20 protein-coding genes and 1 pseudogene are annotated in these 21,594 nt (G+C 72.9%); 16 read left to right on the top strand and 5 right to left on the bottom strand.

What is annotated here, in order from left to right:
* Window positions 1–56 precede the first annotated feature (56 nt).
* Both FEF34_RS06750 and FEF34_RS06745 read right to left on the bottom strand, forming a co-directional pair.
* On the bottom strand, window positions 57–1,613 hold the full coding sequence (locus FEF34_RS06750) for a glycerol-3-phosphate dehydrogenase/oxidase (RefSeq protein WP_138052309.1): 1,557 nt from the start codon (window positions 1,611–1,613) through the stop codon (window positions 57–59).
* Window positions 1,610–2,209, bottom strand: coding sequence for a TetR/AcrR family transcriptional regulator (locus FEF34_RS06745; protein ID WP_138052308.1), 600 nt, complete (start codon window positions 2,207–2,209; stop codon window positions 1,610–1,612). The genes FEF34_RS06750 and FEF34_RS06745 overlap by 4 nt, the downstream gene beginning before the upstream one ends.
* Window positions 2,210–2,283: 74 nt before the next feature.
* On the opposite strand from FEF34_RS06745, the gene FEF34_RS06740 reads away from it, so the two are divergent.
* Together FEF34_RS06740 and FEF34_RS06735 are read left to right on the top strand one after the other, a co-directional pair.
* Window positions 2,284–3,879, top strand: a complete 1,596-nt coding sequence (locus FEF34_RS06740) for an FAD-binding oxidoreductase (RefSeq protein ID WP_138052307.1) — start codon at window positions 2,284–2,286, stop codon at window positions 3,877–3,879.
* Window positions 3,880–3,908: 29 nt separating this feature from the next.
* Window positions 3,909–4,790 carry a YegS/Rv2252/BmrU family lipid kinase gene (locus tag FEF34_RS06735; protein WP_138052306.1) on the top strand — a complete coding sequence of 294 codons (882 nt, stop codon included), beginning with the start codon at window positions 3,909–3,911 and terminating at the stop codon, window positions 4,788–4,790.
* A 66-nt stretch (window positions 4,791–4,856) separates the two neighbouring features.
* Here the strand turns inward: FEF34_RS06735 and FEF34_RS06730 are convergent, their stop codons facing one another.
* Entirely contained in the window at window positions 4,857–6,122 is a 1,266-nt protein-coding gene (locus FEF34_RS06730) for a saccharopine dehydrogenase family protein (RefSeq protein WP_138052305.1), read from the bottom strand.
* Window positions 6,123–6,261: 139 nt separating this feature from the next.
* Between FEF34_RS06730 and FEF34_RS06725 the strand changes: the two genes are divergently transcribed.
* Together FEF34_RS06725 and FEF34_RS06720 are read left to right on the top strand one after the other, a co-directional pair.
* Window positions 6,262–6,957, top strand: a complete 696-nt coding sequence (locus tag FEF34_RS06725; protein ID WP_138052304.1) for a TetR/AcrR family transcriptional regulator — start codon at window positions 6,262–6,264, stop codon at window positions 6,955–6,957.
* 44 nt (window positions 6,958–7,001) lie between these two features.
* Window positions 7,002–7,166 (top strand): annotated as a pseudogene (locus tag FEF34_RS06720) (cytochrome P450); the annotation flags it as partial.
* 22 nt (window positions 7,167–7,188) lie between these two features.
* On the opposite strand, the gene FEF34_RS06715 reads toward FEF34_RS06720, so the two are convergent.
* Window positions 7,189–8,193, bottom strand: coding sequence for a Gfo/Idh/MocA family protein (locus FEF34_RS06715; RefSeq protein WP_138052303.1), 1,005 nt, complete (start codon window positions 8,191–8,193; stop codon window positions 7,189–7,191).
* Window positions 8,194–8,348: 155 nt separating this feature from the next.
* On the opposite strand from FEF34_RS06715, the gene FEF34_RS06710 reads away from it, so the two are divergent.
* The 5 genes from FEF34_RS06710 (at window position 8,349) to FEF34_RS06690 (ending at window position 13,321) form a co-directional block, all read left to right on the top strand.
* Window positions 8,349–9,068: a GntR family transcriptional regulator gene (locus tag FEF34_RS06710; RefSeq protein WP_138057331.1), complete on the top strand. Its 720-nt coding sequence runs from the start codon at window positions 8,349–8,351 to the stop codon at window positions 9,066–9,068.
* A 290-nt stretch (window positions 9,069–9,358) separates the two neighbouring features.
* On the top strand, window positions 9,359–10,351 hold the full coding sequence (locus FEF34_RS06705) for a sugar ABC transporter substrate-binding protein (RefSeq protein WP_138052302.1): 993 nt from the start codon (window positions 9,359–9,361) through the stop codon (window positions 10,349–10,351).
* A gap of 95 nt (window positions 10,352–10,446) precedes the next feature.
* Entirely contained in the window at window positions 10,447–11,460 is a 1,014-nt protein-coding gene (locus FEF34_RS06700; protein ID WP_171052850.1) for a sugar ABC transporter substrate-binding protein, read from the top strand.
* Entirely contained in the window at window positions 11,457–12,512 is a 1,056-nt protein-coding gene (locus tag FEF34_RS06695) for an ABC transporter permease (protein ID WP_138052301.1), read from the top strand. Before FEF34_RS06700 ends, FEF34_RS06695 begins: the two co-directional genes overlap by 4 nt.
* Window positions 12,509–13,321, top strand: a complete 813-nt coding sequence (locus tag FEF34_RS06690; RefSeq protein WP_138052300.1) for an ATP-binding cassette domain-containing protein — start codon at window positions 12,509–12,511, stop codon at window positions 13,319–13,321. Before FEF34_RS06695 ends, FEF34_RS06690 begins: the two co-directional genes overlap by 4 nt.
* A 194-nt stretch (window positions 13,322–13,515) precedes the next feature.
* On the opposite strand, the gene FEF34_RS06685 is transcribed toward FEF34_RS06690, so the two are convergent.
* Entirely contained in the window at window positions 13,516–14,460 is a 945-nt protein-coding gene (locus tag FEF34_RS06685) for a YhjD/YihY/BrkB family envelope integrity protein (RefSeq protein WP_138052299.1), read from the bottom strand.
* A 236-nt stretch (window positions 14,461–14,696) separates the two neighbouring features.
* On the opposite strand from FEF34_RS06685, the gene FEF34_RS06680 reads away from it, so the two are divergent.
* The 7 genes from FEF34_RS06680 (at window position 14,697) to FEF34_RS06650 (ending at window position 21,594) form a co-directional block, all read left to right on the top strand.
* Window positions 14,697–15,371 carry a GAP family protein gene (locus FEF34_RS06680; protein ID WP_138052298.1) on the top strand — a complete coding sequence of 225 codons (675 nt, stop codon included), beginning with the start codon at window positions 14,697–14,699 and terminating at the stop codon, window positions 15,369–15,371.
* Between the two features lie 256 nt (window positions 15,372–15,627).
* Entirely contained in the window at window positions 15,628–16,092 is a 465-nt protein-coding gene (locus tag FEF34_RS06675; protein ID WP_171052849.1) for a DUF6325 family protein, read from the top strand.
* 110 nt (window positions 16,093–16,202) lie between these two features.
* Window positions 16,203–16,529: an SHOCT domain-containing protein gene (locus tag FEF34_RS06670; protein WP_138052297.1), complete on the top strand. Its 327-nt coding sequence runs from the start codon at window positions 16,203–16,205 to the stop codon at window positions 16,527–16,529.
* 12 nt (window positions 16,530–16,541) lie between these two features.
* A complete protein-coding gene (locus tag FEF34_RS06665; protein ID WP_138052296.1) occupies window positions 16,542–17,933 on the top strand; it encodes a chloride channel protein in 1,392 nt (463 codons plus the stop codon).
* 8 nt (window positions 17,934–17,941) lie between these two features.
* The gene (locus FEF34_RS06660) at window positions 17,942–18,856 is read left to right on the top strand and encodes a cyclase family protein (protein WP_138057328.1); all 915 of its coding nucleotides are present in this window, start codon (window positions 17,942–17,944) and stop codon (window positions 18,854–18,856) included.
* 169 nt (window positions 18,857–19,025) lie between these two features.
* On the top strand, window positions 19,026–20,609 hold the full coding sequence (locus tag FEF34_RS06655) for a GMC oxidoreductase (RefSeq protein ID WP_138052295.1): 1,584 nt from the start codon (window positions 19,026–19,028) through the stop codon (window positions 20,607–20,609).
* A 190-nt stretch (window positions 20,610–20,799) separates the two neighbouring features.
* Window positions 20,800–21,594: an SDR family oxidoreductase gene (locus tag FEF34_RS06650; RefSeq protein WP_138057327.1), complete on the top strand. Its 795-nt coding sequence runs from the start codon at window positions 20,800–20,802 to the stop codon at window positions 21,592–21,594.

Here is a 21,594-nt window from a genome sequence, read left to right as displayed (position 1 = left end):
GAGACCCCTCCGGTGGTCCGGCCGCCCCGACCGCTCCGGCGGGCGGGGCGGCCGTTTCAGCAGACCCGGGGCGCCAGTGCCACTCGCGCGGCCTCCAGCGCGGTCTCCCGGTCGTGCGGCACCAGGCCGATCCGGGTGCGGCGGTCGAGGAGGTCGGACTCGTCCAGGGCACCCTCGTGCCGTACGGCCCACAGGAGTTCGGCACCGGTGACGGGATGGCCGGGGACGACGGGCCGGGCCAGCTCGGGGTCGGCGAGGCCGAGGGCGTGGACGGCCGGGGCCTCGGTCCCGTAGCGGCGGACCAGCCGGCGGGGCGCCTCCAGTGCGGCGAGCGCGTCCGGACGGGCGGCGCCGACCAGCGGCAGCGAGGCCGTGCGGCACCCGCCGGCGGGCAGCCCGCGTGCCGTGACCGCGGCGTCCACCGCGTCCTGGGCCATCCGCCGGTAGGTGGTGAGCTTGCCGCCGACGACGGTGATCACACCGTCCCCCGAGGTGAGGACGGCGTGCCTGCGCGAGATGTCCGCGGTACGTCCAGGACCTCCGGCGCCGGAGGTGTCCAGCAGCGGGCGCAGCCCGGCGAAGGCCCCGACCACGTCCGCACGGTCCACGGACACGTCGAGCGCGGAGCCGAGGACGTCGAGGAGGAAGCCGACGTCGGTCTCGGGCACCTCCGGCACGTCGGGTACGTCGCCGTCGACCGGCTCGTCGGTCAGTCCCACGTAGACCCGGCCGTCGCCCTGGGGCAGGACGAGGACGAAGCGGTTGGTCTCGCCGGGGACCGGGATGTGCAGACCGGCCGACAGGCCGCCGAGGACCTCGGAGCGGAGCACCAGATGGGTGCCCCGGGAGGGCCGCAGCCGTACGTCGTCGACGAGTCCGCCCGCCCAGACCCCGGTGGCGTTGATCACCGTGCGGGCCCGGATCTGCAGTTCCTCGCCGGCCAGTTCGTCGCGCACGGCCGCGCCCCAGCCGCCGAGGGAGAGCGCGCGTACCCGGGTGAGGATCCGGGCGCCGTGCGCGGCCGCGGTCCTGGCGACGGCGGTCACGAGCCGGGCGTCGTCGGTGAGCCGGCCGTCCCAGGACAGCAGCCCGCCGCGCAGCCCGGTCGGGCGCAGCGCGGGCGCCATGTGGCGGGTCTCCACCGCGGACAGGGTGCGCGGCGCGGGCAGGGTCGCCCGCGAGGTGCGGGCGGAGACCCGCAGCAGGTCGCCGGCCAGGAAGCCGGCCCGGGCCAGCGTGGCCTGGGCGCGAGGGACCAGCGGCGTCAGCGGGAGGACGAACGGCTGGGCGTGCACCAGATGCGGCGCGGTGCGCTCCATGAGGATGCCGCGTTCGACGGCGCTCTCGTGGGCGACGTCCAGCTGTGCGCTCGCCAGGTAGCGCAGTCCGCCGTGGATGAGCTTGGAGCTCCACCGGGAGGTGCCGAAGGCGAGGTCGTGGGCGTCGATCGCGGCGACCGACAGTCCCCGCGCGGCGGCGTCGAGGGCCGCCCCGGCGCCCGTCGCGCCGAGGCCGACGACGAGCACGTCGACCTCGGCGCCGTCGGCGAGTGCGGCGAGCTCCCGCGCGCGGCGCGCCGCGTTCAGGGAGGAGGCGGGACTCGGAGTGCTCATGGCGTGAGGGTCCTCTCCAGAAGGGTCCGCAGCTCTTCGAGGAAGGCCGCGTCGGTGAGCTCGGGGTCGTCCGGTTCGGTCATCGTGCGCAGCGACATGGCGAAGGACTGCACGACCAGCAGCAGCGACCGGGCCTGCAGGTCGGGGTGCAGCCGCCGGACGGAGCCGTCGGCGTGGCCCTCCGCGAGGGCGCCGGCGATCAGTCCGAGGAGCGCGTCCTGGCTGGCACCGCGGCGGTCGAGTACGTACGGCAGCAGCAGTTCCGGATCGACGTCGACGATCTTGTGGAACAGCGGGTGCGCGCGGAAGGCCGCGACCCCGTCGACCAGTCCGTCGACCAGCCGGCCCCGGGTCGGGCCGCCCGTATCGGCCGGGGGCATGGCGCCCACGGCGAGCGCGATCCACTCCCGGGTCATCAGATCGCCGACGAGAGTCCGCACGTCCGGCCAGCGGCGGTACAGGGTCATACGTGACACACCGGCGCGCCGGGCCACGTCGGTCAGGGTGGTCCGGCGTACGCCGACGGCCAGGATGCAATCGCGTGCCGCGTCGAGCACGGCATCTCCGTCCGCATGGTTGTGACGAATGGGCGTCATCTGTCACAGTGTAATGCCAGTGCAGGCCGCGTGGCACCGCGCCCCGCGAAACCGAACGGTGAAGGGCAGACGAAGTGGACATGTTGTGGAGCGGCTGGGGCGACCCGGCCAAGGCGGCGCCGCTGCCCGACTCGGTGATCGGCCTGCTGCGCGATCTGCTCGGCGTCATCCCCCGCGAGAGCGGCCCCGCGGGCCTCGGCGACATCCCCGTCCCGGACTCCGCGCTGACCGGAGCCGCCCGCGAGGCGCTCACCGCCGCCGTCGGCGACACCGCGCACGTACGCACCGACGCGGAGACCCGGATCCGCCACACCCGCGGCAAGTCCACCCCGGACCTCCTGCGGATCCGCGCCGGCGAGGTGGACGACATCCCCGCGGCCGTCGTGCTGCCCGCGAGCCACGACGAGGTGCTGGCCGTGCTGCGGGCCTGTGCCGGACACGGCCTGGCCGTCGTGCCGTTCGGCGGCGGCACCTCCGTCGTCGGCGGTCTCGCCCCCGAGGCCGGGCACGGATTCGTCGCCCTGGACCTGCGCCGGCTCGACGGACTCGTCGCCCTCGACGAGGTCTCCCGCACCGCCGTGCTCCAGCCCGGACTGCGTGCGCCCCACGCCGAGGCACTGCTCAACGAACGGGGCTTCACCCTGGGCCACTTCCCCCAGTCCTACGAGTGGGCCTCGATCGGGGGATTCGCCGCCGCCCGCTCCAGCGGCCAGGCCTCCGCCGGCTACGGCCGCTTCGACGAGATGGTCCTCGGTGTCACCGTCGCCACCCCCGAGGGCACCCTGGAGGCCGGCCGCGCCCCCCGCTCGGCCGCCGGCCCGGACCTGCGCCAACTGGTCCTCGGCTCCGAGGGCGCGCTCGGCGTGATCACCTCGGTCACCGTCCGGATCCGTCCCCTCCCGCAGACCCGGGTCTACGAAGGCTGGCGCTTCACCTCCTTCGAGGCGGGCGCCGCCGCGCTCCGCAGGCTCGCCCAGGACGGCCCCCGCCCGACCGTGCTCCGGCTGTCCGACGAGACGGAGTCCTTCATCGGACTCGCCCAGCCCGACCGGATCGGCGGCGAGGGCGCCCCGCAGCCCGCCGGGTGCATGGCGATCGCCGGGTACGAGGGCACCGCCGAGGACACCGCCGACCGGCGCGCCCGCGCCCGCGAGGTCCTGCTCGCCTGCGGCGGCGAGTTCGTCGGCGAGGAGCCGGGCGAGCGCTGGGCCCACGGCCGCTACAACGCGCCGTACCTGCGCGACGCGCTCCTCGACGCCGGCGCCTTCGCCGAGACCCTGGAGACCGCCGCCTTCTGGTCTGCCCTGCCCGGCCTCTACGACGCGGTGCGCCAGGCACTCACGGGCGCCCTCACCGAGGCGGGCACCCCGCCGCTGGTCATGTGCCACATCTCGCACGTGTACGAGAACGGGGCCTCGCTCTACTTCACCGTCGTCTCCGCCCAGGGCGAGGACCCCGTCGCCCACTGGGCGCCGGTGAAGCGGGCGGCCAACGACGCGATCCTGGCGGCCGGCGGCACCATCAGCCATCATCACGGCGTCGGCACCGACCACCGCGACTGGTTCACCCGGGAGATCGGCCCCGTCGGTGTCCGCGTTCTCCAGGCCGTCAAGGCCGAGCTCGACCCCTCCGGGATCCTCAACCCCGGTGTGCTCATCCCTGTCCGCTGACCGGCCCCTGCCTTCCGAAAGGCGCATTCATGCGACAGTTCACCGCCGTCGTCAACCCCACCGCGGGCGGCTCCAGCGGCACGGCGGCCCTGCTTCCGCTGGCCCGCCTCCTGAGGGAGGCCGGAGCCGGGCTCGACACCCAGTACAGCCGCAACCTGGAACACGCCCGGGAGCTGGCGCGGGAAGCCGGACGCAAGGGGCATGTCGTGCTCGCCGTCGGCGGCGACGGCATGGCGGGCGGCGTCGGGGGCGCCCTCAGCGGCACCGACACGGTCCTCGGCCTCGTACCCGCCGGGCGCGGCAACGACTTCGCCCGGGCGCTGGGCCTGCCCACCGACTCCGCCGCCCTCGCCGCCGTACTGCTCGACGGATCACCCCGGGCGGTCGACACCATCCGGGTCGAGTCGTCGGTCCACGCCGGGGTGTCCGTCCTCGGCAGCGTCTACGCGGGCGTCGACGCCGTAGCCAACCGGCACGCCAACACCTCGAAGCTGCTGCGCGGAGCGGCCTCCTACTACGCGGGCGGGCTGCGGGCCGTTGCCGCGTGGCGGCCCGCCGAGTACCGCATCACCGTGGACGGGGCGCTCCACGAGCTGCGCGGCTACACCGTCGTCGCGGCCAACTCCGGCTACTACGGCTTCGGCCGCAACATCGCCCCCGGGGCCAGCCTCGACGACGGCGTGCTCGACGTCGTCGTCATCCGGCACGCACCCAAGCGGCTGTTCTTCGCGATGATGAACGAGCTCAAGACGGGAGCGCACCTGGATCGCCCCGAGGTGGAGGTGCTGCGCGGCAGGGAGATCCGCATCGAGGCCGACCGCGGCCTCCCGTACGGCGCGGACGGCGAGGTCGACGCGACGCTGCCGGTGACGGTGCGGGTGCAGCCGGGCGCGCTGAACGTGCTCGCCTGAGCGGAGGCGGCGCGGCCGGTGCCCCGTGGCCCGGCCGCGCCGCTCTCCCACCCCTCGCGACGCCGGTCACTGCTCGCGCATGCCCCAGGGAGAGCCGTAGTCCTCCAGCAGATCCAGGAAGGGGCGCGCCTCGAAGGCCTCGGGGCCCAGGATGCCCGTTCCGGACCACGCCCCCGTCGCCAGCAGTTCCAGGGCGACGACCGGGTTGACCGCCGTCTGCCACACCACGGCCTGGCTGCCGTACTCCTTCATCGACCACTCGTTGTCGACGACGTGGTAGAGGTACACCTCGCGCGGCCGCCCGTCCTTGACGCCCTTCACCCACGTACCCGCGCACGTCTTGCCCCGCATCCGGTCGCCGAGCGTGGCCGGGTCCGGCAGGCAGGCCGCGACGACGTCACGGGGCGACACCCGCGCCGGGCCGTCGGCGCCGCGCACGGTGACCGGTTCCGTACGGTCCAGGCCGATCTGGTGCAGGACCCGCAGGGTGTTGATGAAGTCGGAGCCGAGGCCGTACTTGAACGTGACGCGGTCGGCGTCGACCCAGCGCGGGATGAGCAGCACCTCCTCGTGCTCCACGTTCACGCACTCCACCGGGCCGATCCCCTCGGGGAACTCGAACACCTCCGGCTCGCTGAACGGCGGTGTGGTGAACCATCCGCGACCGGTCTCGAAGACCACCGGGGGGTTCAGGCACTCCTCGATCGTGGTCCAGATGCTGAACGAGGGCGCGAAGTCGTAGCCGTCCACCGTGAGGTTCGCGCCGTCCCGGACGCCGACCTCCTCGATCGAGTCGAAGAGCTCGTCCGCCGCGTGGCGGGCGAAGACGTCCGACAGACCGGGCTCCACCCCCATGCCGACGAGGGCGAGCCGGCCGGAGTCCGACCAGTCCTCGCCCAGCGAGAACTGCTCGTCGCCGAGCTTCACGCCGCACTCCTCGTACGGCCGCTGCGGATGCGGCCGCGACAGGGACATCGCCATGTCGAGGTAGTTCGCACCCGCGGCGAGTGAGGCCCGGAAGAGCGGCATGACGAACCGGGGGTCCGTCGCGTTGAGCAGCACGTCGCAGCGCTCCCGCTCCAGGAGCTCCCGGACGGCGGCCTCGTCCGAGGCGTCGATCCGGGCGGCCGTGAACCGGCCGTCGGCGGATCCGGTGCCGTCGCCCGCCCCGGCCGAGGCCCCTCCGCCCGCTCTGGGGACACCGGCCACGGCGGCCCGGGCCCGGTCCTCGTCGTAGTCCGCGACGACCATGTGCTCGAAGAAATCGCGGCGAGCGGCGATCCGGGTGACTGCTGTCCCCACTCCGCCGGCGCCGACCAGCAAGATGCGCATGTCCTCTTCCCTTCCCTCTTCAGCTGGAATCTTCCGGGCCCTGATGAAACTCACCGCCCCCTGATAGCGTCAATGGCGTTGGCATAAGAACGCCCGGCCCGGGCCGGGCGGGCTTCAACCGCGGTGAAGGGGAAGGGCGTTGCCGAAGAAGGTGGTTCCGGAGGGGGCGCGCAGACGCCGCCGCCCGACGAAGTCCGGTGTGGTCCTTTCGGAGCAGCTGATCGTGACGACGGCACTGCGGATGCTGCGCGAGCACGGCGGCGAGGGGCTCACCGCGCGCCGGCTCGGCGCGGCGCTCGGCGCCGACCCGAGCACCCTGTACCGCTACTTCCGCGGCATGGACGAGCTGACCCTCGCCGTCGGCGACGAGCTGATCGGCCGGGCTCTCAGGGGCTGGAGCGCCACCGGCGACTGGGCCGCGGACCTGCGTGCGCTGGGGTTGCGCATCCATGCCGCGTACCTGGCCCATCCGCAGGCGGCGGTGCTCACGGCCAGCCGCGTCTCGGGGCGGGCGCACGAGATCGCCGCGGACGAGGCCGTCCTCGGCGTGCTGCACCGTGCGGGCTTCCCGGTGCCCGAGGCCGTCCGGATCTACCACTGCTTCATCGACCAGACGCTCGCCTTCGCCGCGCTGGACGCGGCGGCGCTCGCCCTGCCGGAGGCGGCGCGCCGGGCGGACGAGGAGGTGTGGCAGGCCACGTACGCTCGGCTGCCCGCGGAGACGCATCCGCACATCGCCCAGGCGGCGCGGTACCTCGTCGCCGAGATGAACGTCAGCGCGTATCCGGCGGCTCTGGACATGCTGATCGCGAGCGCGGCGTCGCGCCTCGGGTGAAGGCGCCGGCGGGCGCGAGGCGCCGTGCGTCCCGCAGGATCCCGCACTACTGCCTGGGCGCTCCCCCGGCTCGGCTGGATGCCGGGATCGCGCTCCGTACGCTGCTGGAACGCTGCCCCGGCCTCGCCCCCGACCCGGCCGGAGCCCCGCTCGACCGGCTCCCCGGCCTGCTGATCCGCGGCGTGCGCCGGCTGCCCGTCGTCTGGTGACGGGCGACCGGCGCAGGCGCGCTCACAGCCCCGGGACCTCCTCCAGGCGCACCGGACGGCGCTCCCGCCGGGACAGCTCGCACGCCTCTGCGACGCGCAGTGCCTCCAGCGCCTCCCGGCCGTCGCACGGGTTGTCCAGCTCGCCGGTGGCGACACGGACGAAGGCGTCCAGTTCGGCCTCGTAGGCGGGGGCGAAGCGCTCCAGGAAGCCCGGCCACGGCTTGTCGGCGGGCGGCGGTCCCTGCGGCTCCGTGGAGGTGATCGGCGTACGGTCGTCCAGGCCGACGGCGACCGTGTCGTCCTCGCCGCACAGCTCCATACGGACGTCATAGCCGGCGCCGTTGCAGCGCGTGGCGGTGGCCGACGCCAGCGTTCCGTCGTCGAGCGTCAGCACGGCCGCCGCGGTGTCGACGTCGCCCGCCTCGCGGAACATCGCGTGCCCCGCGTCGGAGCCGGTGGCGTACACCTCCACGACCTCCCGTCCGGTGATCCAGCGCAGGATGTCGAAGTCGTGGACCAGGCAGTCCCGGTAGAGCCCGCCGGACAGCGGCAGGTACGCGGCGGGCGGCGGGGCCGGGTCCGCGGTGACGGCCCGTACCGTGTGCAGCCGGCCGAGCCGGCCCGAGCGCACCAGCTCGCGGGCCTTGGCGTACCCGGCGTCGAAGCGCCGCATGAAGCCGAGCTGGAGTTCGGTCCCGGCACCGTCGACCTCGCGCAGCGCCTCCAGGGTCCCCGGCAGGTCCAGCGCTATCGGCTTCTCGCAGAAGGCGGGGAGCCCGGCACGTGCGGCCCGGCCGATCAGATCGGCGTGGGCGGCGGTGGCCGAGGCGATGACGACGGCGTCCACGCCCCACTTGAAGACCTCGTCGACGGAAGGGGCGGCGGTGGCGTCGATCCGGGCCGCGACCTCGCGGGCCCGCTGGGCGTCGGTGTCCGCGACCACCAGGGCGCCGACGTCGCGATGACGGCTGAGGACGCCCGCATGGAAGGCGCCGATACGTCCGGTTCCGATGAGTCCGATGCGCATGGCCCAAAGGTGGAGGCCGCCCAAGGGCCCTGTCAAGCATTTGTCCTGACAACCGAACGACACAACTTCCCGTCATCAGGCCCTGCGACTACCCTCGCAGCGTGCCCAAGCAGCCGAGAGACACGACGGACGCCACCGCGCGGCTCCAGCTCAGCGTGGACCGTGCCAGCCCGGTTCCGCTGTACTTCCAGCTGTCCCAGCAGCTGGAGGCGGCCATCGAGCACGGCGCGCTCACGCCCGGCAGCCTCCTCGGCAACGAGATCGAGCTGGCGGGCAGGCTCGGGCTGTCCCGGCCCACCGTCCGCCAGGCCATCCAGTCGCTCGTCGACAAGGGGCTGCTGGTGCGCCGCCGGGGCGTGGGCACCCAGGTCGTGCACAGCCAGGTCAAGCGCCCGCTGGAGCTGAGCAGTCTCTACGACGACCTGGAGGCGGCGGGGCAGCGGCCCGCCACCCGGGTCCTGCGCAACACCGTCGAGCCGGCGACCGCGCAGGTCGCGGCGGCCCTCGGGGTGCCGGAGGGCAGCGACGTCCACCTCGTGGAGCGGCTGCGCTCGGCCCACGGCGAGCCGATGGCCCATCTGAGCAACCATCTGCCTGCGGGGCTGCTGCCGCTGGACACCGAGCAGCTGGAGTCCACGGGGCTCTACCGGATGATGCGCAACGCGGGCATCTCCCTGCACAGCGCCCGGCAGTCGGTCGGGGCGTGCGCCGCCTCCGGTGACGAGGCCCGGCTGCTCGGCGAGGAGGTCGGCGCCCCGCTGCTGACGATGCAGCGGACGACGTTCGACGACACCGGGCGGGCCGTCGAGTTCGGCTCGCACGTCTACCGGGCCTCCCGGTACGCCTTCGAGTTCCAGCTCCTCGTCCGGCCGTAGTTCCGCAGCGGGCGGCGTTCGCCCCGTCTCGACGTCCGGTACCGGCGCGTCGTCGCGCGTTCCGTGCCGTGCGGGCGGACGCTCGCCGGAGACAGCCGGAGACAGCCGGAGACAGCCGGACGGGCGTGGCGGACGCAGCCGGACGTACCCGGACGGCGCGCGGCCGGGCCTGTTCCGCCGCCGCGGGTCCGCGTAAGAATGTTCGGACAAAGTATTGACGGGGTGGCGCCGCCCCCGTAGAAACTCATCCAGCCGCAACCGGGCGGCCGGGAGAGAAGGCGGACCCCACCATGCGCACACCCCGCACGGCAGCAGTCCTGCTCGCCGCACTCGCACTCGCCGTGGCCGGATGCAGCAGCTCCGGCGGCAAGGGCTCCGAGGAGAAGGCCGAAGGCGGCACCGGCGGCAAGCCCGCGACCACCGAGCGGCTGAAGATCGCCATGGTGACCCACTCCGGCGAGGGCGACACCTTCTGGGACATCGTCCAACGCGGAGCGAAGGACGCGGCCGCCAAGGACAACGTCGAGTTCCTGTACGCCGCGAACAAGGAGGGCAAGGAGCAGGCCCAGCTGGTCCAGACGTACATCGACCAGAAGGTCGACGGCATCGTCGTCACCCTCGCCAAGCCGGAGGCGGTCAAGGACGTCGTCAGGAAGGCGGTCGCCGCCGGGATACCCGTCGTCACGATCAACTCCGGCGGCCGGTTCTCCCAGGAGGTCGGCGCGCTCAGCCACATCGGCCAGGACGAGTCGGTCGCCGGCGAGGCCGTCGGCGAGGAGCTGAACAAGCGCGGCAGGAAGAAGGCCGTCTGCGTCATCCACGAGCAGGGCAACGTCTCGCTGGAGGAGCGCTGCGCGGGCGTGCGGAAGACCTTCGGGGGCACCGTCGAGAACCTCAACGTGGACGGCACCAACATGCCCGCCTCCACCTCCTCCATCGAGGCGAAGCTGCAGAGCGGGCAGGACATCGACGCGGTCGTCACCCTGGGTGCCCCCTTCGCGGCCGCCTCGGTGCAGGCGAAACGGACCGCCGGCAGCGAGGCCGAGATCGACACCTTCGACCTGAACGCCGAGGTCGTCAAGCGACTCAAGGCCAAGGAGATCGGCTTCGCCGTCGACCAGCAGCCCTACCTCCAGGGTTACCTCGCCGTCGACGAACTGTGGCTCAACAAGACCAACGGCAACGTCATCGGCGGCGGCAAGCCGGTGCTCACGGGACCCGCTCTGGTGACGGAGAAGGACGTCCCCGCACTGGAGAAGCTCACGGCCGACGGCACCCGATGACCCGCCCCACCACCCACCCGCAGGCCGCGCCGTCGATCGTGCTCAGGGATACTTGCGCCGGAGTACAGCAGGCGGAGCAAGAGGGGCACGGCGTCGTGGCAAGGGTTCGGACAGGGGTACGTGCGATCGGCGCGGTGCTGGCGGCGGTGCTCGGGGCCTCCCTCGCGGGGTGCAGCGCCACCGGCGGCAAACGCGCCGAGGACGCCCGCAGGGCGGCGGAGGCGCAGGGACGGGCGGCGGTCGACACACCGCGCTGGACGTTCGCGATGGTCACCCACTCGGGAGACGGCGACACCTTCTGGGACATCGTCCAGAGGGGCGCCAAGCAGGCCGCGGTGAAGGACAACGTCAAGTTCCTGTACGCCCACAGCGACGAGGCGCAGCAGCAGGCACAGCTGGTCCAGACGTACATCGACCAGAAGGTCGACGGGCTGATCGTCACGCTCGCCAAGCCCGGCGCCATGAAGGACGTCGTCGCCAAGGCCACCAGGGCCGGGATCCCGGTGATCACCGTGAACTCCGGCTCGGCCGAGTCCAAGGCGTACGGGGCCCTCACCCACATCGGCCAGGACGAGACCGTCGCCGGCGAGGCCGTCGGCGAGGAACTCGACCGGCGCGGGCGGAAGAAGGCGCTCTGCGTCCTGCACGAGCAGGGCAACGTCGGCCACGAGCAGCGCTGCTCCGGGGCGGGGAAGACCTTCGGCGGCGCTCTGCAGAACCTGTACGTCGACGGCACCAACATGCCCGACGTCCAGGCGGCCATCGAGGCCAAGCTCCAGACCGACCCGTCCATCGACGCGGTCGTCACCCTCGGCGCGCCGTTCGCCGACGCCGCCGTCCAGGCGAAGCGGACCGCGGGCAGCGAGGCCGAGATCGACACCTTCGACCTGAACGCCAAGGTCGTCGCGGGGCTCAAGTCCGGCGACCTCGGCTTCGCCGTCGACCAGCAGCCGTACCTCCAGGGCTACGAGGCAGTGGATCTGCTGTGGCTCTACCGCTACAACGCCGATGTGCTCGGCGGCGGACGGCCCGTCCTCACCGGCCCGCAGATCATCACCGAGAAGGACGCCGCCGAACTGCAGGACTACACGGAGCGGGGGACCCGATGACCGCGACCGCACCACCGGCCCACGACCGGACCGGCCCGTCGGACGAGCGGCTGCTGCGCACCTCGCCGTGGAAGAAGCTGCTCGGCCGCCCCGAGCTGGGCTCGGTCGTCGGCGCGGCAGCCGTGTTCCTCTTCTTCTCGATCGTGGCCGACACCTTCCTGCGCGCCTCCAGCCTGAGCACCGTGCTGTACGCGGCATCCACCATCGGCATCATGGCCGTGCCGATCGCCCTGCTGATGATCGGCGGCGAGTTCGACCTCTCCGCCGGTGTGCTGGTGACCAGTTCCGCCCTGGTCTCCTCGATGTTCAGCTACCAGATGACGGCGAACGTGTGGGTCGGCGCCCTGGTGTCGCTCCTGGTCACCCTCGCGATCGGCGCCTTCAACGGCGTCATGCTGGTGCGCACGAGACTGCCGAGCTTCATCATCACGCTCGGCACGTTCCTGATGCTCACCGGCATGAACCTCGGCTTCACCAAGCTGATCAGCGGCACCGTGTCGACGAAGACCATCGCCGACATGGCGGGCTTCCCCGCGGCCAAGAAGGTCTTCGCCTCGTTCACCGTCGGCGGCGTCGACGTCAAGACGACCATCCTGTGGTGGATCGCCCTCGTCGCCCTCGCCACCTGGATCCTGCTGCGCACCCGCTTCGGCAACTGGATCTTCGCCGTCGGCGGCGGCGCGGGCGCGGCGAGGGCCGTCGGCGTCCCGGTGGCCAGGACCAAGATCCTGCTGTACACGGGCGTGGCGTTCTGCGCCTGGATCTCCGGCCAGCACCTGCTGTTCTCGTTCGACGTCGTCCAGTCCGGCGAGGGCGTCGGCAACGAGCTGATCTACATCATCGCGGCCGTCATCGGCGGCTGTCTGATCACCGGAGGCTACGGTTCGGCGATCGGTTCCGCGGTCGGAGCCTTCATCTTCGGCATGACCAGCAAGGGCATCGTGTACGCGGAGTGGAACCCGGACTGGTTCAAGTTCTTCCTCGGAGCGATGCTGCTCCTGGCGACCCTGCTGAACGCATGGGTCCGCAAGCGCGCGGAGGCGACGACATGACGGCCCTCGTGGAACTCGACGACGTCAGCAAGTACTACGGCAACATCCGTGCGCTGGAAGGCGTGTCGCTGGAGGTCCACGCGGGCGGGATCACCTGTGTCCTCGGCGACAACGGCGCCGGCAAGTCCACTCTCATCAAGATCATCGCGGGGCTGCACCGGCACGACTCCGGCACCTTCGCCATCGACGGCGAGGAGACCTCGCTGGGCTCCCCGCGGGAGGCCCTCGACCGCGGGATCGCCACGGTCTACCAGGACCTCGCGGTGGTCCCGCTGATGCCGGTCTGGCGGAACTTCTTCCTCGGCTCGGAGCCGACCAGGGGCAAGGGGCCCTTCCGGCGGCTCGACGTCCGCACCATGCGCGAGACCACCCGCGCCGAGCTGCTGCGCATGGGCATCGACCTGCGCGACGTCGACCAGCCCATCGGCACCCTGTCCGGCGGCGAGCGGCAGTGCGTGGCGATCGCCCGTGCCGTCTACTTCGGCGCCAAGGTCCTCGTCCTCGACGAGCCGACGGCCGCGCTCGGCGTCAAGCAGTCCGGGGTCGTGCTGAAGTACGTGGCTGCGGCGCGCGACGCCGGGCTCGGAGTGGTCCTGATCACCCACAACCCGCACCACGCCTACCTCGTCGGCGACCGGTTCGTCCTGCTCAAGCGTGGAGTGATGGCCGGGAGCCACAGGAAGTCGGAGATCACCCTGGACGAGCTGACCCGGCAGATGGCGGGAGGCAGCGAACTGGAGGACCTGCGCCACGAACTGGAGCGCGCCCCCGCTCCACGGCATGTCGGAGGGCACGACCTGGGGCACTGACGGGGCGTGGGGCACCGGCCCGGCCCGCACCCGCCCGCCCGGCCCGCTCCCGCGCGCCGGGGTGCGGGCGCCGACCGCCCTTCCGCGCGGCCCGCCCCTCCCCGCCTCCCCGCGGGTCGGTCGTCCTCGCCCGCCCTTCCGCGCCGCCCCGCGGGTCGGTCGTCCTCGCCCGCCCCTCCCCGCCGCCCCGCGGGTCAGTCGTCCCCGCCCGCCCTTCCGCGCCGCCACCCGGCGTCGGCCGTGGTCCAGCTCGGGCCGGCGTCGCCGAGTCTTCGAGCGAGCCACGGCTCCCTCGCCAGGACGGCCCCGGCCGTGACACCGAGCGCGATCGCGACACACAGCACGATCAGCCACGACAGCAGGGTGAAGACGGTGCCGACCGACCCGTACTCGCTCAGGCTCTTGTCGATGGCGCGGGGCATGTAGTACTTGCTGCCGATGAACAGCGCCGTCACGGCGAAGCCCGTCAGCACCGCGCCGGGCAGCAGCGGCCGCCACCCGACGAGCCCGCCCAGCAGCAGGTGCTGGGACCACCACCACAGCAGGATCTGCGACAGCATGGTGACCGGGACGGCCAGCCACAGCCCGACGCCGAAGCCCTCACGCACCGGCCCCTGGATCAGCAGCACGGACAGCCACACCCCGATCCACGCCAGCCAGCGCCAGGGAGCGATCCGCACCCCGGACCTCGGGACGAGCCAGGCCCGCTTGCACAGCCGCTGCATCGCCCGGCTGCAGGCCGTCGCGGACAGCAGCACCATCAGCGCGCCGATCACGCCGGTGGCCTCGCGGAGGTTGTCGTCCGTGGCCCGGTACACCTGCTCGAGCAGGTCCTTCGAGGCCCCGGTGAGTCCGAAGATCGCCGACACCGAGCTGACCAGCTGATCGCGCACCGCCTCGGGGGCGAAGGACCCGACCACGAACAGCAGTGGCACGGCGGTGAGGAAGCACTGCGCGGCCAGCCGGGTGGCGGAGTCCAGGATGTTGACCGAGATCATACGAGCCGTCAGATGGGTGACGACGGGGAAGCGGGTCTCGGTGCGTTCGGCCGCCGACCGCGCGGAGGCTCCCCACGACGAGAAGTGTCCCGACCACCACGACGGGCGGAGGAAGGCCGGAGCCCGGCGCCGCGTGGTCATGGCGTGCTCCTTCCCTGTGACCAAGAGTGCGGGAGCCGGACCGCACCGGCATCCCGGGACGGAGTGTCCGCCCGAACCCCGGGGGACCTCGGCGCTCTGTTTGCGGGCGGCCGTCACCGGAGGTGACCATGGACGGAGCGGGCCGGGCACGGCCCGCGTTCGAGCGGGGCGGCCGGCGGTACGGGCCCGGCACGCGAGCGAACCGCACGGCGCGGGAACCCGCCGGAGGGAGCGTCATGGTCCTCGACTTGCTGCTCATCGCCGTCGCCATCACCCTCGACCCGCTGCCCATCATGGCCTTCGTGCTGGTGCTCTCCTCGTACCGGGGCGTCTGGCGGGGGCTGGTCTTCGTCCTGGCCTGGCTGGCCTGTCTCGTCGCCGTGATCGCCGTGGTGCTGCTGTTCACCGGCGGTCAGCCGCCCCCGCCCAGGTCGCCGCCCTCCACCGTCGCCCTCGCGGCCAAGCTCGCGATCGGCGTCGGGCTGGTCCTGTACGGCGAGTACCGCCGGCGCAGGCGGCGGGAGCCCCAGGCGGCCGCCGAGCCGCAGGGCCGGGCCAAACACGCGGCCGACCCGCACGGCGGTTCGGGCCGGATGTCCCCCTGGTCGGCCGCCGCTCTCGCCGTCTTCCTCCAGCCCTGGGGCCTGGTCGCGGCCGCCGCGACCGTGGTGGTGCGCGCGGACCTCTCCCACTTCGCGTCGTACGCGGCCCTGTTCGGGTTCTGCATCCTCGCCACCGCCAGTCTGCTCACGGCCGAGCTGTACACGGTGTTCGCGCCCGAGGCGGCGGGGGTGCGGCTGAAGCGGCTGCGGACCTGGCTGCAGGAGCACCAGGAGCCCGCCATCATCGTCGGCTGCCTGGTGATGGGCCTGTGGCTGACGGGGAACAGCATCTACCAGCTCACCGCCTGAGGGGAGTCGTCGGCCGTGGAGACCCGGTGCCGCGGTCGCCGGACGGAGAGGCGGGCACTTCCGGCCGGACCCGGTGGCGGGAGCCGGCCGAACGCCCCTCGTACCGGCCGCACCTCCGACCGCGACGGCCGCCCGGCCGGAGGTGCGAAGCATTCGGGCCAGTGCTCCAATGGCTTACGGGACGCGCCCCGAGGGCGCGCCGAGCGTTCGGCAGGCGAGCCGCCCCGGACCGCTGATGCGCTCGCAAGGAGTGGTCATGAGCGATGACGTCGAAGAAATGGGACCCGTCGACTACCTGGTGGTGGAGTTCCCCGGCAACCGCATGACGGGCGAGGGCCTTCCACTGCTCGTCGACCTCGTCGACCGGAAGATCATCCGCATTCTCGACCTGCTGTTCGTCCGCAAGGACGCCGACGGCACCGTCACGGCCCTGGAACTCGCCGACCTGGACGGCGACGGGACACTCGACCTGACCGTCTTCGAAGGAGCGTCCTCCGGCCTGCTGGGCCGGGACGACGTCGAAGAGGCCGCCGCGGCCGTCGAGCCGGGCAACTCCGCCGCCGTCCTCGTGTACGAGAACACCTGGGCCGCGCCGCTCGCCCGCGCCATGCGGCGCGGCGGGGCGCAGCTGGTGGCGGGAGGGCGGATTCCCGTCCAGGCCCTGCTCTCGGCGCTGGACGAGGTCGAGGGCGCGTCGGGCCGGGGGACGACGGCGGCCTGAGCAGCGCACCGGACGGCCGCCGCCGGACGCGTCCGGCCCCGGGCAGTCCGCCGCAGCGTCCGCGGTCGTCACACACCGGAGACTTCGCCTCACCCGAACGGGAGGACGACATGCCCCGCCTCATCCGCAGCGTGGTCCGCACCGCCGCCATCGCCGGCACCGCCACGGCGGTGTCCAACCGCGTGTCGCGCCGGCAGTCGGGCCGCTGGGCACAGCAGGACCAGCAACAGCAGGAGCAACAACAGCAGCAGGCCCAGGCCCCGGCCCCGGCCGAGGCGGCCCCGGGCACGCCCCAGGCGGCCGTGCCCCCGCCGATGCCGCCCGACGACGACATGGGCCGAAAGATCGACAGGCTCAAGGAACTCGGCGAACTCAAGGCCCAGGGCCTGCTCACCGAGCAGGAGTTCGCGGCCGAGAAGCAGAAGGTCCTCGGCTGAGGGCCGCCGCCGATGACGCAGCCGCAGGCCGGGCCGGAGCGGGAGAACGCCGCGCCCGAGAGCCCCCGGCCGGAGCCCGACGTGCTGCGCGGTCTTCTGCTCAGCGCCTCCTACCGCCGGGTTCTGCTGTTCTCCGCGCTGATCGGGATCCCGATCTCGCTGATCGCGTTCTGGTTCCTCGTCGCGCTGCACCAGCTCGAGCGCCTGATGTGGGACCACGTGCCGAAGACACTCCTCGGCAGCCCGGTCCCGCCGTGGTGGTGGCCGCTGGTGCTGCTGCCGGTCGCGGGTCTGATCGTCGGCCTGGTCGTGACCCGGCTGCCCGGCGCGGGCGGCCACGTCCCCGCCTACGGGCTCCAGCCCGGCGGTGCCTCGGCCAAGACCCTGCCCGGCGTGGTCATCGCCGCCGCCGCGAGTCTGCCGCTCGGCGCCACCCTCGGCCCCGAGGCACCGCTCATCGCCCTCGGCGGCGGTCTCGCGCTGCTGTTCCGCAACCTCGCCCGCGGCGATGCGACGTCCCAGAACACCGCACTGCTGGGCGCCGCCGGTGCCGGGGCGGCCATCGCCGTGGTGCTCGGCAACCCGGTGATCGCCGCCGTACTGCTGATGGAGATCATCGGCGTGGGCGGCCCCCGGCTGGTCGCGGTCATGCTCCCGGCGCTGCTGTCGAGCGGCGTCGGCTCACTGGTGTTCACCGGCTTCGGCCGCTGGACCGGGCTGCAGACGGGCAGCCTCCGGCTGCCGCTGCCCGGGCGCTTCCCGCATCTCGACGCCGGGGACGTGGGCTGGACCCTGCTCATCGGCGTGGTCGTCGGAGCGCTGGTCCACATGATCCAGGTCGGCGGCCGGTTCGCGGCCGGTCTCGTCCGGACCCGGCCCGTCCCGTTCACCGTCCTGTTCGCCCTGGGCGCGGGCGCCTGCGCGGCCCTCTACACCGGGATCACCGGCCGGACGCCGGCCGACGTCGCCTCGTCCGGCCAGAGCACGATGGTGCAACTGGCGTCCGACCCCGCCTCCTGGGGGATCGGGGCGCTCGTCGCCGTCCTCGCCTTCAAGGGCCTCGCGTACGCGCTGTGCCTGGGCAGCCTCCGCGGTGGCCCCATCTTCCCGGCGCTGTTCCTGGGGGCCGCGACGGGCGTCCTGCTGGCGCCGCTGCCCGGTCTCGGCCTGATCCCGGGCATGGCGGCCGGCATGGCCGCCTCGGCCGGTGCCGCCCTGCGGCTGCCCGTCAGCAGCGTGGTGCTCGTGGCCCTGCTGCTCGGCAGCATCTCCATGACGCCCGTGGTGATCCTGGCGGCCGTGGTCGCGATCGTCACCACCGAACTGCTGCCGGGGGCCCACCGTGCGCCGCCCCCGGAGTCGGCTCCGGCGGCCACGGCCGGCGCGGCCCGGGGGGCACCGTGAGCGGGAGCATGGGCGCCGAGGCGTTCCGGGCCCTCTGCGAGCGGGTCCGCGAGCGGACGCGGCGCGGACCGGAGGACCGGCGCGGCACGCTGGGCCACCTCACCCCGGCCCGGGTGGTGGCGGCGACCCGCGAGGTCATGACCGGGCGGACGGTCTCGCTCGGCGCGCCCGTGGACACCCGGCCCGGCCCCGACAACCCGGAGCCCGCCCGCCACGTGATGACGGCACCCGAACCCGGCCGACGGCCGTCCACCGGACTGGACTTCGCCCGCGACCGCTTTGCGATGAACGTGCACGGCGACGCCGACAGCCATCTCGACGCGCTGTGCCACGTGCTGTTCGACGGGACCCTGTACAACGGCGTGCCGGCTGACAGCGTGACCCCGGAAGGCGCCACCGAGCTCACCGTCGACGTCGTGCGCGACGGCGTCGTCGGCCGAGGAGTGCTCCTGGACATCCCCCGGCTTCGGGGAGTGCCCTGGCTGGAGCCGGGGGACCAGGTCACCGCCGCCGATCTGGCAGCCGCCGAGGCCGCCCAGGGGGTGCGCACCGGACCCGGGGACGTGCTGCTCGTCCGCGTGGGCCACCGGCTCAGACGCCGGGAACTCGGTCCCTGGAAAGCCGCGGAGGCACGTGCCGGACTCCACCCGGACGCCGTCGAGTTCCTCGTCGACCGGCGCGTCGCGATGCTCGGCGGCGACGGGAACAACGACGCCGCACCGAGCGCCGTGGAGGGAGTCGGTTTCCCCGTCCACGTCCTGACCGTCCACGCCATGGGAATGCACCTCATGGACTATCTGCGGTTCGAGGAGCTGGCTCCGGTCTGCGAACAGGAGGGCCGCTGGAGCTTCCTCTGCGCCGTCGCGCCGTTGCGGCTGCCGGGGGCCACCGGCTCGCCCGTCAACCCGGTCGCCGTACTGTGAGTCCCCGTCCCGTGCCGCTGCGGCACCGAACCCGGTCCCCGGCCCGGAGCCCGTACAGCCGACCCCCGGCGCCGTCGCCCGGCCCCGACCCCCGACGCCGATCCCGAAACCCCAGCACCCGGGCCGGACTCCCGGTCCCAGGCCCGGAACCGCGAGAACGGTGGCTGCCATGACCGAATCCCCGCACTACGACGTCATCGTCATCGGCACCGGAGCCGGCGGCGGCACGCTCGCCCATCGCCTCGCCCCCACCGGGCACCGCGTCCTCCTGCTGGAACGCGGCGGCTACCTCCCCCGGGAACGCGACAACTGGGACTCCACGGCCGTCTTCGTCAAGGGCAAGTACCGCGCGCCCGAGTTCTGGTACGACAAGTACGGCAACACCTTCCCGCCGGAGGTCAACTACTACGTCGGCGGCAACACCAAGTTCTACGGGGCGGCCCTCTTCCGGCTGCGCCCGGAGGACTTCGGCGTACTGCGCCACCACGGCGGCGTGTCCCCGGCGTGGCCGCTGGACTACGACGACCTGGAGCCCTACTACACCCAGGCCGAGCATCTCTACCTCGTGCACGGCAACCACGGCGAGGATCCCACCGAGGGTGTGGTGAGCGGCCAGTACCTCCACCCGCCCGTCGCGCACGAGCCGCGCATCCAGCGGTTGAGCGACGACCTGGAGAAGCTGGGACTGCACCCCTTCCACCTGCCCATCGGGGTCAACCTCGTCCAGGACCGCGACGGCCGGGCCGTCCACTCCAGCGTCTGCATCCGCTGCGACCGGGTCGACGGCTTCCCCTGCCTGGTGCGTGGCAAGTCCGACGCCCAGGTCATCTGTGTGGAGCCCGCCCTGGAGCACCCCAACGTGGACCTGATCACCGACGCCCGCGTGACCAGGCTGGAGACCGACGCCACGGGCCGCAGCGTCACCACGGTCGTCGCGGAGCTCGCCGACGGAACCGAGGCCCGGTTCTCCTCCCACCTCGTCGCCGTCGCCTGCGGAGCCGTCAACACCGCGGCTCTGCTGCTGGCCTCGGCCGGCGACCGGCACCCGGACGGGCTCGCCAACAGCTCGGGCGTGGTGGGCCGTCACTACATGCGGCACAACAACATGGCGCTGATGGCGGTGTCGAAGGAACCCAACGACACCCGCTTCCAGAAGACCCTCGCCCTGCACGACTGGTACCTGGGCGCGGACGACTGGGAGTACCCCCTCGGCGGCATCCAGATGCTCGGCAAGTCCGACGCCGAGCAGATCCACGGCGAGGCACCGCGCTGGGCCGGCGCCGTGACGCCCGGGATGCCCTTCGAGGTGCTGGCCCACCACGCCGTCGACTTCTGGCTGTGCGGCGAGGACCTGCCCGACCCCGGCAACCGCGTCACCCTGGACCGGGACGGCGGCATCCACCTCGCGCTCGACGAGAAGAACAACATCACCGCGCTCAACCGGCTCCGCCACAAACTGCAGGGGATGCTCGGCCGGCTCGGGATGCACGAGCACCATCTGCTGCCGCACAGCATCTACCTGCACAAGGGAATGCCCATCGGGGCGACCGCCCACCAGGCCGGCACCGTCCGCTTCGGCAACGACCCGACGAGCTCCGCCCTGGACGTCAACTGCAAGGCCCACGACCTCGACAACCTCTACGTCGTCGACACGAGCTTCTTCCCGAGCATCGGCGCGGTGAACCCTTCGCTCACCGCCATCGCCAACGCCCTGCGCGTCGGGGACCACCTGGCCGAGCGGCTCCGCGGCTGAGCCGACCGGGCGAACATCGGCCACCAACGGCCCACACGGCCGTGCGCTGTCCGCCGGACGGCCCGCGCCGGTGGTTGCGTTGCGCGCGGGTTCCGTCCGGCGCCGCCTCGGCCCCGGGCCGCAGGCAGGCACGTTCCCAGGAGGCATCGTGAATTCCCAGGCCGGAGCGGCACCGTACCCGGTTCCGCAGCTGCTGAAGGGCCAGAAGGCACTGGTCACCGGCGCCAACTCGGGCATCGGGAAGGCGACGGCGATCGCTCTCGGCCGGGCCGGCGCGGACGTGGTCGTCAACTTCGTCTCCGGCCAGGAGGCCGCCGACGCGGTCGTCAAGGAGATCACCGCCGCCGGAGTGCGCGCCTACGCCCACGAGGCCGATGTCTCCGACGAGAAGCAGGTCGTCGCGATGACGCGGCGGATGGTCGAGGAGTTCGGAACCATCGACATCCTCGTCGCCAACGCCGGCCTGCAGCGGGACGCCGCGTTCACCGACATGACCCTCGCCCAGTGGCAGAAGGTCATCGACGTCAACCTCACCGGCCAGTTCCTGTGCGCTCGGGAGGCGGTCAAGGAGTTCCTGCGGCGCGGCGTCGTCCCCGAGGTCTCGCGCGCCGCCGGGAAGATCGTCTGCATGAGCTCGGTCCACCAGGACATCCCCTGGGCCGGCCACGTCAACTACGCCTCCTCCAAGGGCGGTGTGCAGATGATGATGGAGACCCTCGCCCAGGAGCTCGCGCCGAAGAAGATCCGGGTCAACGCGGTCGCGCCGGGCGCCATCAAGACCCCCATCAACACCGACGCCTGGGACACCCCCGACGCCGAACGGGACCTGCTCACCCTCATCCCGTACGCCAGGGTGGGGGAGCCCGACGACATCGCCCACGCCGTCGCCGTCCTCGCCTCCGACCTCATGGACTACGTGGTGGGCACCACGTTGTACGTCGACGGAGGTATGACCCTCTTCCCCGGGTTCGCCACCGGCGGCTGA

This window comes from Streptomyces marianii (assembly GCF_005795905.1).
Taxonomy (GTDB): domain Bacteria; phylum Actinomycetota; class Actinomycetes; order Streptomycetales; family Streptomycetaceae; genus Streptomyces; species Streptomyces marianii.
This window is presented reverse-complemented; position numbering and strand designations above follow the sequence as displayed.

Bases quoted from the DNA above. Each gene is read 5' to 3' on its own strand.
- FEF34_RS06750 (WP_138052309.1), bottom strand. From the start codon at position 1,613: ATGAGCACTCCGAGTCCCGCCTCCTCCCTGAACGCGGCGCGCCGCGCG.
- FEF34_RS06745 (WP_138052308.1), bottom strand. From the start codon at position 2,209: ATGACGCCCATTCGTCACAACCATGCGGACGGAGATGCCGTGCTCGAC.
- FEF34_RS06735 (WP_138052306.1), top strand. From the start codon at position 3,909: ATGCGACAGTTCACCGCCGTCGTCAACCCCACCGCGGGCGGCTCCAGC.
- FEF34_RS06730 (WP_138052305.1), bottom strand. From the start codon at position 6,122: ATGCGCATCTTGCTGGTCGGCGCCGGCGGAGTGGGGACAGCAGTCACC.
- FEF34_RS06715 (WP_138052303.1), bottom strand. From the start codon at position 8,193: ATGCGCATCGGACTCATCGGAACCGGACGTATCGGCGCCTTCCATGCG.
- FEF34_RS06705 (WP_138052302.1), top strand. From the start codon at position 9,359: ATGCGCACACCCCGCACGGCAGCAGTCCTGCTCGCCGCACTCGCACTC.
- FEF34_RS06695 (WP_138052301.1), top strand. From the start codon at position 11,457: ATGACCGCGACCGCACCACCGGCCCACGACCGGACCGGCCCGTCGGAC.
- FEF34_RS06690 (WP_138052300.1), top strand. From the start codon at position 12,509: ATGACGGCCCTCGTGGAACTCGACGACGTCAGCAAGTACTACGGCAAC.
- FEF34_RS06685 (WP_138052299.1), bottom strand. From the start codon at position 14,460: ATGACCACGCGGCGCCGGGCTCCGGCCTTCCTCCGCCCGTCGTGGTGG.
- FEF34_RS06680 (WP_138052298.1), top strand. From the start codon at position 14,697: ATGGTCCTCGACTTGCTGCTCATCGCCGTCGCCATCACCCTCGACCCG.
- FEF34_RS06675 (WP_171052849.1), top strand. From the start codon at position 15,628: ATGAGCGATGACGTCGAAGAAATGGGACCCGTCGACTACCTGGTGGTG.
- FEF34_RS06670 (WP_138052297.1), top strand. From the start codon at position 16,203: ATGCCCCGCCTCATCCGCAGCGTGGTCCGCACCGCCGCCATCGCCGGC.
- FEF34_RS06665 (WP_138052296.1), top strand. From the start codon at position 16,542: ATGACGCAGCCGCAGGCCGGGCCGGAGCGGGAGAACGCCGCGCCCGAG.
- FEF34_RS06660 (WP_138057328.1), top strand. From the start codon at position 17,942: ATGGGCGCCGAGGCGTTCCGGGCCCTCTGCGAGCGGGTCCGCGAGCGG.
- FEF34_RS06655 (WP_138052295.1), top strand. From the start codon at position 19,026: ATGACCGAATCCCCGCACTACGACGTCATCGTCATCGGCACCGGAGCC.